This window comes from Mycobacterium nebraskense (genome assembly GCF_002102255.1).
Classification (GTDB): Bacteria; Actinomycetota; Actinomycetes; order Mycobacteriales; family Mycobacteriaceae; genus Mycobacterium; species Mycobacterium nebraskense.
Genome location: NZ_LQPH01000007.1, coordinates 36,480 through 49,659 on the forward strand (window position 1 = coordinate 36,480; position 13,180 = coordinate 49,659).

A 13,180-nucleotide genomic window follows, 5' to 3' on the forward strand; every position below is an offset into this window, starting at 1 on the left:
ATCCTTTCTAGAGGGCGGCGAGCGCGGCCCTGATGTGCGGAACCATGCGGGACGACGACGTCGGCGCGTCCCCGGGGCCCGGGTCGGCGGCCGACAGCGCCGCCGCCCGCGCGTGAACGAACGCCGCCGCCGCGGCCGCCTCACCCGCCGGCAGGCCCGCCGCGAGCAGCGCGCCGATCATCCCGGACAGCACGTCGCCGGAGCCGGCGGTGGCCGCCCAGGATTGCCCGGCCGGGTTGAGGTACACCGGGCCGCCCGGATCGGCGATGACGGTGACATTCCCCTTGAGCAGCACGGTGGCGCCGAATGTGTCGGCGAGCTTCCGGCACGCGTCCACCCTGTCGTCCCCCGGCGGGCTACCCGCCAGGCGGGCGAATTCGCCGGCGTGCGGGGTGAGCACCGTGGGCGCGGTGCGGTTGGCGACCAGCTCGGGGTGCGCCGCCAGGATGGTGAGCCCGTCGGCGTCCACGATCACCGGCAGGTCGGTCTCCAGCGCGAACCACAGCGCGGTGGCCCCCGTGTCGTCGGTGCCCAATCCCGGCCCCACGACCCATGATTGGACCCGCCCGGCCGACGCCGGGGTGGGTGACGCGATCACCTCCGGCCAGTGCGCGAGCACCTCGCGGTGCGCGCTGCCGGCGTAGCGAACCATGCCGGAGGTCGCCGCGACGGCGGCCCCCGTGCACAGCACGGCCGCACCCGGATACGTCGACGAGCCGGCCATCACACCGGTCACGCCCTGGGTGTACTTGTCGTCGTGGGGTCCGGGCACCGGCCAGCGGGCGGCCACGTCGGCGGCCTCGAAGCCCAGCATGTCGGTGTCCGGCAGGTCGAGCCCGATGTCGATCAGCTTCACCCGCCCGCAATCGGCGAGCGCGTGCACGGGTTTGAGCCCGCCGAAGGTGACGGTCGCCGCGGCGTGCACCGCCGGTCCGGTGATCGCCCCGGTCGCCACGTCGATGCCGCTGGGGATGTCGACCGCGACCACCGGGATCCCCGCGTCCTCGACCACGGCGAACACCTTGGCCGCGGCTGGGCGCAGCGGCCCGGAGCCGGAGATGCCCACCACCCCGTCGATGACGAGATCGGTTGTCGGCGAGACACTTTCCACGATGCGCCCGCCGGCCTTCGTGAACGCCGCCAGCCCCTTGCGGTGGGTGCGTTCCGGATTGAGCAGCACCGCGTCGGCGGTCGCGCCGCGACGGCGCACGAAGGTGGCGGCCCACAGCGCGTCACCGCCGTTGTCGCCCGAGCCGACGACGGCGCACACCCGGCGGCCGGCCACCCCGCCGGTGCGGCCTCTCAATTCGGCGACGATCTCGGCGGCGAGCCCGAAGGCCGCGCGCCTCATCAGGGCCCCGTCGGGCAGGCTGGCCAGCAGCGGCGCCTCGGCCTGGCGGATCGCGTCTACGGAGTAGTAGTGCCGCACGGTAGCCACACTACGGGTCAACGGCCGCGCCGCTCAGGCCGATGCCTCGGGCGATCGGCGTCGTCGCGCCATGGCCCGCAGGCGCGCCGGGCTCAGCTGCCGGGGGTCCTGGTGCCGCGTCATCGGGTAGAAGCAGAGCCCGACGAGGATCGAGGTGAAGTGCCCGATTGCCGTGAAGTTCAGCTCAATACGGTCCATCGCGATCAACGGGAAGCCGAAGATGATGAACAGCACGCCCAGATAGCCCCAGCGCCACGGCCGCGCAATGTGATAGGTCAGCACGCCCATCACCCCGACCAGGAAGTAGCTCACGCCGATGTCGCGGGCGTGCACCAGCCGTTCCGACGCGTCGTGCACCTCGATCGCGAGATACAGCACGCCCTCACTGAAATAGGTGGATAGGATATGCGCGCTCAATCCTACTGTGAGCCAACGTAATTGGCCCAGCCAGTGTTCGGCCGGCGCAAGGAACAACGTGAACAGCAGCAGGTACGGCGTCAGGTTGTCCCCGTCGATCCACAGCAGGCTGGAGAACAGCACGTCGAGCGGATCGCGCGCAAGGCCGTGGATGTTGGTGGAATGGTGCATCAACATCGAGTGCAGTTGCCGTTGGGGAAGCCAGTGTTGAATGAGCGTCGTGATCAGCAGGACCAGCAGCCATCCGTAGGTCAGCGGGGCGCTGCTGACGTAATGCCAGACCGCGAACCCCATGCTGCGTAGCCGGGACCGCACCGGTGCATTCGTCACGTCATCACCTTCGCACGCTGATCGCTGCGCCGCGCAACTTATGCGGCGGCCCGGGGTGAGGCTCTCATGGGCTCGACGGTGCGGGGACGGGCTCCGCCGGCGCGGCGGCCTCCGGCCTCAGGTGCTGCCACCAGCACATGATGTAGAGCAGCATCGAGACCACCAAGACGACGAGCACCCACAGCACGAGCGTGATGTCGATCCAGCCCCCGAAGGGCGGCGAGCCCGGAAGCGCGTTTCGCAGTGGTACCACCGCGAAGAGCATCGCGGCGTACCACGTTGTCATCGGTGGCTGGAACCTCCGCCGGTTGCGCACCGTCTGAACGGCGACGAAGAGGCCCAGGCCGGCGATGGCGATGAGCACGCACAGGATGACAATTCCGAACGCCGCCGCGCTGAGCGAGCGGTGCACGCTCACCCGGTAGGGGCCGGACCCGTCGGTGGACACCTGCCAACCGGACAGGTGGTTGACGAAGGTCACCGGCACGCGTTCGGGCACGTTCCCGGGGCCGTGCATGAGCTCGATCTCGACGGGCCCCGAACCGTAGTGGTCGAAGGGCCAATTCTCGATCTCCCCCGCGATGGTCAGCGGGACGGGGAAGACACCGGGCAGCATGCCTTTCGTCCACGTGCGGCGGGTCGGCGTAGCGACGGATCGCACTCGGAGGCTGAGGTCTTCGTTGAGGTGCTGGGTTTGCGGATCCAACAGGGCCGAGCCCGGCGAGATGGATAGGTTGGCCGACAGCACGCTGTAGTTCGACTGAATGTCTTCGATGACCAACGTGGCCGTGCTCCGGTCGCCGCCGGCCGGAATCTCCGGGTGGTGGTGGCCCCCGCTGTTGGCGTACAGCGCGACCGAGGCGACGTACGCCGCGACAACGACTACGACGAGACCTGCGAAGCCGAATCTGGTGGCCGCCGACCGCATGCTGCTCCTACCCCCGGTGGAGTCGATCTGTCCCAGGGGAATCTAGCGGAACGGCTGAGGAGCTCGCGGCGATACGGCCGAAGCGACACTACCTATTCCACGGTGACGGACTTGGCGAGGTTTCGCGGCTTGTCGACGTCGTAACCGCGGGCCTGCGCCACCGACGCGGCGAACACCTGGAGCGGGATGGTCGACAGCAACGGCTGCAGAAGCGTTGACACCGAAGGTATTTCGATCAGGTGGTCGGCGTAGGGCCGCACGGTGTCGTCGCCTTCTTCGGCGATCACGATGGTGATCGCCCCGCGGGCCTGGATCTCGCGGATGTTGGACAGCAGCTTGGAGTGCAGCGTGGCCTGCCCTTTGGGCGAGGGCATGACGACGATGACCGGCAGGTCGTCCTCGATCAGCGCGATGGGGCCGTGCTTGAGCTCGCCGGCGGCAAACCCCTCGGCGTGCATGTAGGCCAGTTCCTTGAGTTTCAGCGCGCCTTCCAGCGCCACCGGGTAGCCGACGTGGCGCCCCAGGAACAGCACGGTCGAGGACTGGGCGAACCGATACGCCAGGGCGGCGACCGGCTCGATCGTCGCGAGCACCCGCGCGACCAGGTCCGGCATCGCCTCCAGCTCCCGGTACTCGCGCTCGACCTCGTCGGGGTACTTGGTGCCGCGGGCCTGCGCCAGCGCCAGGCCCACCAGGTAGTTGGCGGCGATCTGCGCCAGGAACGTTTTCGTCGAGGCGACGCCGATCTCGGGGCCGGCCCGGGTGTAGAGCACGGCGTCGCATTCGCGCGGGATCTGCGAGCCATTGGTGTTGCAGATGGCCAGCACCTTGGCCTTCTGCTCCTTGGCGTGCCGGACCGCTTCGAGCGTGTCGGCGGTTTCCCCGGACTGCGAGATGGCGACCACCAGGGTGCTGCGGTCCAGCACCGGGTCCCGGTAGCGGAATTCGCTCGCCAGTTCCACCTCAACCGGCAGCCGGGTCCAGTGCTCGATCGCGTATTTCGCGAGCAGCCCCGAGTGATATGCGGTGCCGCACGCCACCACGAACACCTTGTCGATCTCGCGGAGTTCCTGATCGGAGAGCCGCTGCTCGTCGAGCACGATCCGGCCGTCGACGAAATGCCCGAGCAGGGTGTCGGCCACCGCGGCGGGCTGCTCGGCGATCTCCTTGAGCATGAAGTACTCGTAGCCGCCCTTTTCCGCGGCGGCCAGGTCCCAGTCGATGTGAAACTCGCGGTACTCGACGTCCGCGTTCCCGTCGAAGTCGGTGATCCGGTAGCCGTCCGCGGTGATCACCACGGCCTGGTCCTGGCCGAGTTCGACGGCGTTGCGGGTGTGCGGGATGAACGCGGCCACGTCGGAGCCGACGAACATCTCGCCGTCGCCGATCCCGAGCACCAGCGGTGTGGAGCGGCGGGCGGCCACGATGGTGCCGGGCTCGTCGGCGTTGGTGAACACCAGCGTGAAGTGGCCCTCCAGCCGGCGCAGCACGGCCAGCACCGAGGCGGCGAAGTCGCCGGCGGTCGCGCCGTGCCGGTAGGCCTGCGCCACCAGGTGCACCGCGACCTCGGTGTCGGTGTCGCTGGCGAATTCCACGCCCTGGGCCTCCAGCTCGTGGCGCAGGATCGGGTAGTTCTCGATGATGCCGTTGTGGACGACGGCGATCTTGCCGGCGGCGTCGCTGTGCGGGTGCGCGTTGCGGTCGGTGGGGCGCCCATGGGTGGCCCAGCGGGTGTGGCCGAGGCCGGTGGTACCGCCCAGCGACTCCGGCGGCATCTGGGCGACCGCTTCCTCCAGGTTGGCCAGCCGACCGGCCCGGCGACACACGGTCAGCGTGCCCGCGCCATCGACCAGTGCGATCCCCGACGAGTCGTAGCCGCGGTACTCCATCCGGCGCAGCGCATCCATGACGACCTGGCAGGCAGGCTGCTGCCCGACGTAGCCGACAATTCCGCACATTCGAACCAGGGTAGTGCAGCCGCCACCCCGCCACGGCACACCGACGCTAACGTTAGGGCGCCCACCTGCGCGAAAGGCACGTGTTGACCGCTCCTTACCGCCGTTTTCATGTCACCCTTTGCGAGCACACCGGCGCCGTCTTCTTCTGGCAGCACCGCCGCTACACCTTCACCGGCACCCTCGAGCAATGCGAGCGGGCATACCGCACCGCGCAGCTGCACAACCTGGGGGCCGGGTGGTGGAGCGTGGTGTCGCTGCTGGTGATGAACTGGGTCGCGCTGATCTCCAATTGGAGCGCGATCCGGGGAGTGCGCCAGCTGGCCGAACAGCCCGCAGCCGCCGGCTACGTCCCCGCCCCGCCCGCCGCCGTCGGCCCGCCGCCGGGGTGGTACGGCGACCCGTCGGGGCCCGGGCACCGCTACTGGGACGGGATCAGGTGGACGTCGTGGACCAATCCACCCGGTTTTCCACCGCAAGGACGCTGACCGTCCTCTTCATGCCGTCCTCATAAACGGTAGAAACGTTTTCACCTGATGTATTCGTGACGTTTTCGCTTGCGTCATCGCTCTAGCAATCCAGCTACTTAGAATTCTGCATATCGGCTACGACTGGCTACCACCGAAGCCAGCAGAAAGGACGGCTCGTTGACGCCCGCTTGACCACCACTACCTGGGGAATCACGGGATTCACCGGTGTGAATGCGCGCAGCGCAACCATATCTTTTCCGCAATAACCGCTTTTGACAGACATCAATGCCGATAGTCCAGCTACCCGGTAATCGCGTTTCATGCCCTGCCCGTTAATTCGGCCTGGCATAAACATTCAAGCAACGCGTAAACCGCCGGATAGATAAATGTTCATAACTGTTAATCCGAAATTTTGCACACCTTCTTCAAGGGGAGAATCATGACTGCGGTTCTGTTCGACGATGTGGTAACTGTTTCGCCCGCGCCCAGCCTGACGCTGGCGGCGGCGCCCAAGCCGGTAAGCCGGCCCGCGCCCCGGCGTGACCGCGAGCCGATCGGCGGTGGCGACCCGATGGTGGACGCGGCCGCCCGGTTGCTGAGCATCCCGCTGCGCCACATGTATGCGGTGCTCTGGCGGGTGGGCATGATCGAGGTCAGGGCCTAGCGCCGATGCGCTAACGTCGACGCGTGGCCCGCACCCGCAAGCTTTTCGCAGCCCTCAGTCGCCGTGGCCCGCATCGGGTTTTGCGCGGTGACCTGGCGTTTGCCGGTTTGCCGGGGGTGGTGTACACGCCGGAGGCGGGGCTGGGTCTGCCCGGGATTGCGTTCGGTCACGATTGGCTCACCAAGGCCGCCCACTATTCGGGTCTGCTCGACCACCTGGCGTCGTGGGGCATCGTGGCCGGTGCTCCCGACACCGAGCGCGGCCTGGCCCCTTCCGTCCTGAACTTCGCCTTCGACCTCGGGACCGCACTGGACATCGTGTCGGGTGTGCGCCTCGGGCCGGGCAAGATCAGCGTGCATCCCGCCAAGCTCGGTGTGGTCGGGCATGGTTTCGGCGGCTCGGCCGCCGTGTTCGCCGCGGCCGGCATGCCGAACAGGCTGGCGGCGGCGGCCGCGTTGTTTCCCGCCGCGACCAGCCCACCCGCCGAGGACCCGGCGACAAGGCTGAAGCTCCCCGGATTGATCTTGACCGCGCCGAAGGATCCGCAGTCGCTGACCTCGAACGCGCTGTCGTTATCCCACGCGTGGGACGGGGCCACGCTGCGCATCGTGAGCAAGGCCCAGCCCGGTGGGCTGGTGGAGGGCCGGCGGTTGACGAAGGTGTTCGGCCTGGCCAGCCCGCACCGGCGCACACAGCGAACGGTGCGCGCGCTGTTGACCGGCTACCTGCTCTACGCGCTGGCCGGCGACAAGACATACCGCGACTTCGCCGATCCCCACGTCCACCTACCCAAGACCGTTCCGGTGGACCCCGAGGCGCCGCCGGTCGCCCTGGAAGAGAAGATCGTCGCGCTGTTGAAGTGATGCGGTAGCGCATCGCGGCTCGCGGGTGCCGTCGTGGTATCTGTCGTTGATGCGAATCGGGATCGCTCTGGATTATTCGGGCGGATTTCACCAGGCCGTGGACCGCGTGGTCGAACTCGAGAAGGCCGGCATCGACATCGCCGTGGTGGCCGAGGCGTACGCCTTCGACGCCGTCAGCCAGCTCGGGTACCTGGCCGCCAAGACGAACACCGTCGAGTTGGCCTCTGGGGTGTTTCCCATCTACATCCGCACCCCCTCGCTGCTGGCGATGACGGCCGCGGGCCTGGACTTCGTGTCCGACGGGCGCTTCCGGCTTGGGATCGGCACGTCCGGACCGCAGGTGATCGAGGGCTTTCACGGCGTGGAGTTCGACGCCCCACTGGGCCGCACCCGCGAGATCGTGGAGATCTGCCGCAAGGTGTGGCGCCGGGAACGGCTGCAGTACGACGGCAAGCACTACCAGATCCCGTTGCCTTCCGACCGTGGAACCGGTTTGGGCAAGGCCCTGCAGCTCATCAATCACCCTGTGCGCGAACGTATTCCGATCACGATCGCCGCGCTGGGCCCGAAGAATGTCGAGCTGACCGCCGAGATCGCCGAAGGCTGGCAGCCCGTCTTCTTCCTGCCGGACAAGGCCGCGTCGGTGTGGGGCGACGCGCTGGCGGCCGGCGCGGCCAAGCGGGATCCCGCGCTGGGGCCGCTGGACGTCATGGTGCACGCGTCGGTGGCCATCGGCGACAACGTCGACGAGCGGCTGGCATGGGTCAAGCCGCAGCTGGGCCTCTACCTCGGTGGGATGGGCGCCAAGGGCCGCAATTTCTACCACGCCCTGGCGACGCGTTACGGGTTCGGCGAGGTCGCCGACCGGATCCAGGAGCTGTACCTGTCGGGCCGCAAGCGGGAGGCCATCGACGCGGTGCCCGACGAACTGGTGCGCGGCATGTCACTGGTCGGCCCGCGCGGTTACGTCGCCGAACGCCTGGCCGCCTTCGCCGAGGCCGGTGTGACGACGTTGCTGCTCAGTCCGCTGGCCAGCGACCCCGCCGAATCGGTGCGCTACGTCGAGGAAGTGCTGCGGCTTCGTTCGGCCTGATCCGTCACTGCCCCGCCTGCGGCAACTGGTCCGCGGCGATCTCACAGGGCGTCTTACCGTCGGTCGCCGGAGGCGCCGGCTCGCCCGCCGCTGGAGCGCCGGCCGGTGCGGGCGTCTCGACCGGTGCGGCAACCGGTGGCGGCGCCGCATCGGCAGGCACCGGCGCCTCAATCGGCTGAGCCGCCGCGCCGGGCTTGACCTCGTCGGTGTCCGCGACGTCTTCGGTGCGTTCGGTTTCCGCGGGCTCGTCGTCCGTGTCGTCGGCCTCAAAGGGGTCCTCGTCGAAGGCGTCGCCGTCCTCGACGGGATCGGCGGCGCCCAGCTCGTCGCCGGCCGAGCCGAGCAGGCCGCCGACCGCATCCACGATCCTGCTGGCCAACCCGAGGAGGCCTTCGCCACCGCCGCCGAGTCCGCCGCCCAGATCGCCCGCCGGCATGCCGGCTGCGTCACCGAGCGCGGTTCCCCAGTCCGGTTCGGGCGCGGCCGGAACCGGGGCCGGCGCGAGCGTCGTCGCGGTCGGCGCCGGGTCCACCGGCGAGCTCGGGGCCGCGGCCGCCGGCGTGACGGCAACGGGCGGATCGCTGGCCGGGGCCGGTCGCAACGGTTGGTAGCCGGGTCCGAGATCACCGGGGGCTTCGAAGCACGCCGTCGGCGCGGCGGCCATCCGGTCGGTGACCATGTCGTAGGAGGTCGCCACGCCGTCGCGCGTCGAACGCATCGTGGTCAGCCAGTCGTCGCGAATCTCGTTGTCCACGTAAGGCATCACCTGCTCGCGGACCACCTCTTCGGCGGCTTGCCGATCCCCCACCCCGGTCGTGACCGCGGCAGCGGCGGCCAACCACGCCGGCCGCTGCGCCTGGGTGCGGTCGTCGACGGCGATAGCGGTCGCGACCTTCGAGTCGACCAGGTACCACAGGTTGTCGCGCAGTGATTCGCACCGTTGGGCCGCCGCGCGCAGTTCGGTGGCCACCGCGCTCGCGGTGTCGCAGTGGCGCTCCACGAACCGCACCGCGGCGTCCCCGCCCGGCCCGGTCCACGCCGCGGCGAGCTCCGCCACCTGGGCGCGCTGCATCCGCAGCGCTTCGGAGACCGCCTCGCCCGCCGCCCGCAGCTCCGCGCAGTCGCGGTCGAGGGCGTGCAGGTCCAGGCCGTCTTCGGTGTCATACCAGTCGCGGATCTGCGAGGGGTGCGCCGTCAGGTCGGGATGGTGGTAGCCCACGGCATGGCAGGCCCGCACGTAAATCTGCGTGTGCTCGACGGCGGGCAGGCCCTCGGCGAGGCGCTCGGCGACGTCCAGCCGGTCGGCCACGATCAGGCGATCCGCGCCGCGGCATATAGCTCCGCATCGGCGTAGCGGTCGGCGCTGGCCCGCAGGGCGGCGGCGATCTCGACCGACGCGCGCGACCACTGCGCGACTTCGGCGGTCAGCCGCTCCAGCTCAGCGCGCAGCGCCTCGCCGCGCGCGGCGTGCGCCCGCCCGGCGCTGGCCCCGCCGAACGCCAGCCTGCCCAGCTGATCGCTGAGGGCGCGGTCGATGATGCCGGAGGCGGCGCAGAATTGGTCGGCGGCTCGGTGCGTCGCCGGGACGTCGATCTCCGTACGGGCCACGGTGGTGGCCGGTCGTACTCCCCTGTCGAATCTCATGCCTAATCCGACGCCCGGGGACGCGCCCGGGTTCCGGCCGGATTCAGCGCGCGGAGCTGACCGCCTCGGCGACCCGGTTCGCGACGCGCTGGGCCACGTCCGCGTCGGGCGCTTCCACCATGACCCGGATGACGGGCTCGGTTCCGGAGGGCCGCAACAGGATTCGGCCGGTGTCACCGAGCTCGGCCTCGGCGTCGCCGACCGCGGTGCGCACCGCGGGCGCTTCGGCGGCGGTGTCCTTGTCGGCGACGTGGACGTTGATCAGCACCTGCGGCAGCGTCTGCATCGGCGCGGCGAGCTCGGTCAGTGACGAGCCGGTCTGCGCCATCCGCGTCATCAAGCGCAGCCCGGTGACGATGCCGTCCCCGGTGGAGCCCATCGCCGGCATCACGATGTGACCGGACTGCTCGCCGCCGAGGCTGTAGTCGCCGGCCCGCAGTTCCTCCAGCACGTAGCGGTCACCGACGCCGGTGGTGCGCACGGTGATCCCGGCCGAGCGCATGGCCAGGTGCAGCCCCAAGTTGCTCATCACGGTGGCCACCAGGGTGTCCGAGGCCAGCTCGCCGGCCTCCCGCATCGCCAGCGCGAGCACGACCATGATCGCGTCGCCGTCGACCAGTTCGCCGTCGGCGCCGATGGCCAGGCACCGGTCGGCATCGCCGTCGTGGGCCAGGCCGAGGTCGGCCCGGTGGGCGATGACCGCGGTGCGCAGCGAATCCAGGTGGGTGGAGCCGCAGTTTTCGTTGATGTTGAGGCCGTTGGGTTCGGCGTTGATCGCGATGACCCGCGCACCGGCCGCGCGGTAGGCGCGCGGCGCCACCGACGAGGCCGCGCCGTGCGCGCAGTCCACCACCACGGTCAGGCCATCGAGCCGCATCGTGCTGGCCTTGCTCAGGTGGCGCAGGTAGCGGTCGTCGGCATCCTCGGCGTCGATGACGCGGCCGATCCCGGCGCCGACCGGGCGCGACCCGGCTTCTGCCGTGACCAGTGCTTCGATCCGGTCCTCGGTGTCGTCGTCCAGCTTGCGGCCGCCGGGGCCGAAGATCTTGATGCCGTTGTCGGGCATCGGGTTGTGCGACGCGGAGATCATCACGCCGAAGTCGGCGTCATACGCGCCGGTCAGGTAGGCCACCGCGGGCGTGGGGAGCACCCCGACCCGCAGCGCGTCGACGCCCTGGCTGGTCAGCCCGGCGATCACCGCGGCCTCCAGCATTTCGCCGCTGGCCCGGGGGTCGCGCCCGATCACGGCGACGCGCCGGCCCGGTCGACCCGCGCTGGCCAGGTGCCGCGCGGCCGCGGCGCCCAGCTCCAGCGCCAGCTCGGCGGTCAACTCCCGATTGGCGACCCCACGGACACCGTCGGTGCCGAATAGTCGACCCATGCGGACAAACCTCTCACAGTTGACGGTTTAGCACCTAACGTGCCCGTTCTTTTCTGACCGAAACGGGGCGCGTTTGCGCGCAGACACGCCGAAGGAAGCGCGCGACTACCCCATTTGAGGCCCCGTTGCGGCCAGAAAGTGATGGTTGATCAGCGCTTGCTGTACTGAGGCGCCTTGCGGGCCTTCTTCAGGCCGTACTTCTTGCGCTCGGTGGCACGCGGGTCACGGGTGAGAAAGCCGGCCTTCTTCAGCGCGGGCCGGTCCTCGGGCTGCGCCACGATCAGCGCCCGGGCGATGCCCAGGCGCAGCGCACCGGCCTGACCCGACGGGCCGCCGCCGTGCAGGAGGGCGAAGATGTCGAATCTCTCCACCCGGTCGACCGTGACCAGCGGGGCCTTGATGAGCTGCTGGTGCACTTTGTTAGGGAAGTAATCCTCCAGGCTGCGGCCGTTGAGGTCGAACTTGCCGGTGCCGGGCACCAGGCGCACCCGCACCACGGCCTCCTTGCGGCGGCCGACGGTCTGGATGGGCCGGTCGAAGACGAACGACTCGGCGGCCGCGGGCGCGGGCGCCTCGGCCGGTACGTCCGGGGTTTCCGGGGTTTCCGGGGTTTCCGGGGTTTCCGCGGTGGCCGTGGTGTCCAGGGCCTCGGTTGTTTCGGTCACTGGGCCACCTGCTTGATCTCGAACGGAACCGGCTTCTGAGCGGCGTGTGGGTGCTCGGGGCCGGCGTAGACGTGGAGTTTGCGCTGGATCTGACTGCTGAGCTTGTTCTTGGGCAGCATGCCGACGATCGCCTTCTCGACGACGCGGTCGGGGTGCTTTTCCATCAGCTCGCCGGTCGTGCGCGAGTGCAGGCCGCCGGGATACCCCGAGTGGCGGTAAGCCAGCTTGCTCTGCAGTTTGTCGCCGCTCAGGGCGACCTTGTCGGCGTTGATGACGATGACGAAATCACCGCCATCGACATTGGGGGCGAACGTCGGCTTGTGCTTGCCGCGCAGCAGGGTGGCTGCCGCGACGGCAAGGCGGCCAAGCACCACGTCCGTGGCGTCGATGACGTACCACGACCGCGTGGTGTCACCCGCCTTTGGCGCGTAGGTGGGCACAGCGCTTACCTTTTCTTTCTCGAGGTGGTTCCCGGGTCGAGCCGGGTGCCGGTCAGGCGTCCGCGGTGGGTCCAAAAGGAAGGGTTCTCGGCGACCGACATTGACCCGAGGCCCCGGCGTACCGCACGCCAACCGAGCAGCTTACCGATGCGCGTCCCCGCAGGTCAAAATGACTGTGTGGTCCCGACGGCTCTCCCCCGCCGGGACCACACAGACGACTATGGGCGCGGCTACCGTCCCCACCCGCCGGCCGCCCGCCGATCGGCGTTCGCCACCTCTTCGGCACCGTCGCGCACCGCGTCTCCGAGATCGACCAGTATCTCGTTGAGGGCGGTCGCCGCCTGGTGCCATTTCTGCTGCTCAACCTGGTAGGCGGCCGCCGCTTCACGCGTCCAGAGCTGCTGCAACGGGGCGATCTGCGCCCTCAGTTCTTCCAGCGCCGCGTTGAAACGGGCCGATGTGGTGTGGATTTCCTGGCGCACCGAATACTCGATTTCGCCGAAGTCATAGGAAAGCGCCGATTCCACGGATGATCCTCTCGATCACAGGTTTCCGCCGGCGGCGGCGATGTGGGTTGCGTGGTCATGGCCGGCCTCCTGCAGAGTGGCGGCGTTGTGCCTAATGGTCTCGCCGATCGTGTGCAGGACGTGGTAGAGCCGCAACGACTCGGCGTTCCAGCGATCCACCACGTCTTTGAACCGCGCGGCCGCTAGCCCACCCCACACTGATGGCGGCACACCGCCCACGCGACCGATGAATGCCTGCAGCATGGCCCGGATTTCCTCGTTGCGGGCGTCCGTCGTCGCCGCGACGGACCGCATCAGGTCGAAGTCGGTGCTCAATGTGTTCGGCGCGTCCATATTGAGTTCGACCCCGACGACGGTCATTTGGTTCCACCCGA

Annotated in this window: 15 protein-coding genes; 4 read left to right on the plus strand and 11 right to left on the minus strand. The window is 69.3% G+C overall.

Annotation, left to right across the window (positions count from 1 at the left end; translation table 11 throughout):
* Nucleotides 1–7 precede the first annotated feature (7 nt).
* The 4 genes from AWC17_RS00565 to glmS form a co-directional block, all read right to left on the minus strand.
* Nucleotides 8–1,429, minus strand: coding sequence for an NAD(P)H-hydrate dehydratase (locus AWC17_RS00565; protein ID WP_085164135.1), 1,422 nt, complete (start codon nt 1,427–1,429; stop codon nt 8–10).
* A gap of 33 nt (nt 1,430–1,462) precedes the next feature.
* Complete coding sequence (locus tag AWC17_RS00570) at nt 1,463–2,140, minus strand: rhomboid-like protein (RefSeq protein WP_046185361.1); 678 nt, start codon at nt 2,138–2,140, stop codon at nt 1,463–1,465.
* A gap of 100 nt (nt 2,141–2,240) precedes the next feature.
* Nucleotides 2,241–3,104 carry a DUF4436 domain-containing protein gene (locus AWC17_RS00575; protein WP_046185362.1) on the minus strand — a complete coding sequence of 288 codons (864 nt, stop codon included), beginning with the start codon at nt 3,102–3,104 and terminating at the stop codon, nt 2,241–2,243.
* 92 nt (nt 3,105–3,196) lie between these two features.
* On the minus strand, nt 3,197–5,062 hold the full coding sequence (gene glmS / locus AWC17_RS00580; RefSeq protein ID WP_046185363.1) for a glutamine--fructose-6-phosphate transaminase (isomerizing): 1,866 nt from the start codon (nt 5,060–5,062) through the stop codon (nt 3,197–3,199).
* Between the two features lie 83 nt (nt 5,063–5,145).
* Here glmS and AWC17_RS00585 point away from each other — a divergent pair, with 83 nt between their 5' ends.
* The 4 genes from AWC17_RS00585 to AWC17_RS00600 all read left to right on the plus strand — a co-directional run bounded on the left by AWC17_RS00585 (nt 5,146) and on the right by AWC17_RS00600 (nt 8,149).
* The gene (locus AWC17_RS00585) at nt 5,146–5,547 is read left to right on the plus strand and encodes a DUF2510 domain-containing protein (protein WP_052742806.1); all 402 of its coding nucleotides are present in this window, start codon (nt 5,146–5,148) and stop codon (nt 5,545–5,547) included.
* Between the two features lie 421 nt (nt 5,548–5,968).
* Nucleotides 5,969–6,193, plus strand: coding sequence for an Rv1535 family protein (locus tag AWC17_RS00590; RefSeq protein WP_046185365.1), 225 nt, complete (start codon nt 5,969–5,971; stop codon nt 6,191–6,193).
* 23 nt (nt 6,194–6,216) lie between these two features.
* Nucleotides 6,217–7,056: a dienelactone hydrolase family protein gene (locus tag AWC17_RS00595; protein ID WP_046185366.1), complete on the plus strand. Its 840-nt coding sequence runs from the start codon at nt 6,217–6,219 to the stop codon at nt 7,054–7,056.
* Nucleotides 7,057–7,105: 49 nt separating this feature from the next.
* On the plus strand, nt 7,106–8,149 hold the full coding sequence (locus tag AWC17_RS00600) for an LLM class F420-dependent oxidoreductase (RefSeq protein WP_046185368.1): 1,044 nt from the start codon (nt 7,106–7,108) through the stop codon (nt 8,147–8,149).
* 4 nt (nt 8,150–8,153) lie between these two features.
* On the opposite strand, the gene AWC17_RS00605 is transcribed toward AWC17_RS00600, so the two are convergent.
* The 7 genes from AWC17_RS00605 to AWC17_RS00635 all read right to left on the minus strand — a co-directional run bounded on the left by AWC17_RS00605 (nt 8,154) and on the right by AWC17_RS00635 (nt 13,139).
* Nucleotides 8,154–9,458, minus strand: coding sequence for a hypothetical protein (locus tag AWC17_RS00605; RefSeq protein WP_085164126.1), 1,305 nt, complete (start codon nt 9,456–9,458; stop codon nt 8,154–8,156).
* A 2-nt stretch (nt 9,459–9,460) separates the two neighbouring features.
* On the minus strand, nt 9,461–9,793 hold the full coding sequence (locus AWC17_RS00610; RefSeq protein ID WP_046186884.1) for a type VII secretion target: 333 nt from the start codon (nt 9,791–9,793) through the stop codon (nt 9,461–9,463).
* Nucleotides 9,794–9,836: 43 nt separating this feature from the next.
* Nucleotides 9,837–11,174: a phosphoglucosamine mutase gene (glmM, locus tag AWC17_RS00615; protein ID WP_046186885.1), complete on the minus strand. Its 1,338-nt coding sequence runs from the start codon at nt 11,172–11,174 to the stop codon at nt 9,837–9,839.
* A 149-nt stretch (nt 11,175–11,323) separates the two neighbouring features.
* Nucleotides 11,324–11,818, minus strand: a complete 495-nt coding sequence (rpsI, locus tag AWC17_RS00620) for a 30S ribosomal protein S9 (RefSeq protein WP_276038869.1) — start codon at nt 11,816–11,818, stop codon at nt 11,324–11,326.
* A 17-nt stretch (nt 11,819–11,835) separates the two neighbouring features.
* Nucleotides 11,836–12,279, minus strand: coding sequence for a 50S ribosomal protein L13 (gene rplM / locus AWC17_RS00625; protein WP_046185614.1), 444 nt, complete (start codon nt 12,277–12,279; stop codon nt 11,836–11,838).
* Between the two features lie 230 nt (nt 12,280–12,509).
* Nucleotides 12,510–12,806 (minus strand): WXG100 family type VII secretion target, encoded by a 297-nt coding sequence (locus tag AWC17_RS00630; RefSeq protein WP_046185615.1) that lies wholly within the window; start codon nt 12,804–12,806, stop codon nt 12,510–12,512.
* Between the two features lie 15 nt (nt 12,807–12,821).
* Nucleotides 12,822–13,139 (minus strand): WXG100 family type VII secretion target, encoded by a 318-nt coding sequence (locus AWC17_RS00635; protein WP_046185618.1) that lies wholly within the window; start codon nt 13,137–13,139, stop codon nt 12,822–12,824.
* Between the last annotated feature and the right edge of the window lie 41 nt (nt 13,140–13,180).

What these genes read in the sequence shown, in the direction of transcription:
- AWC17_RS00570 (WP_046185361.1), bottom strand. Translation starts at nt 2,140, where the DNA reads ATGGGGTTCGCGGTCTGGCATTACGTCAGCAGCGCCCCGCTGACCTAC.
- AWC17_RS00575 (WP_046185362.1), bottom strand. Translation starts at nt 3,104, where the DNA reads ATGCGGTCGGCGGCCACCAGATTCGGCTTCGCAGGTCTCGTCGTAGTC.
- glmS (WP_046185363.1), bottom strand. Translation starts at nt 5,062, where the DNA reads ATGTGCGGAATTGTCGGCTACGTCGGGCAGCAGCCTGCCTGCCAGGTC.
- AWC17_RS00590 (WP_046185365.1), top strand. Translation starts at nt 5,969, where the DNA reads ATGACTGCGGTTCTGTTCGACGATGTGGTAACTGTTTCGCCCGCGCCC.
- AWC17_RS00600 (WP_046185368.1), top strand. Translation starts at nt 7,106, where the DNA reads ATGCGAATCGGGATCGCTCTGGATTATTCGGGCGGATTTCACCAGGCC.
- AWC17_RS00610 (WP_046186884.1), bottom strand. Translation starts at nt 9,793, where the DNA reads ATGAGATTCGACAGGGGAGTACGACCGGCCACCACCGTGGCCCGTACG.
- glmM (WP_046186885.1), bottom strand. Translation starts at nt 11,174, where the DNA reads ATGGGTCGACTATTCGGCACCGACGGTGTCCGTGGGGTCGCCAATCGG.
- AWC17_RS00635 (WP_046185618.1), bottom strand. Translation starts at nt 13,139, where the DNA reads ATGGACGCGCCGAACACATTGAGCACCGACTTCGACCTGATGCGGTCC.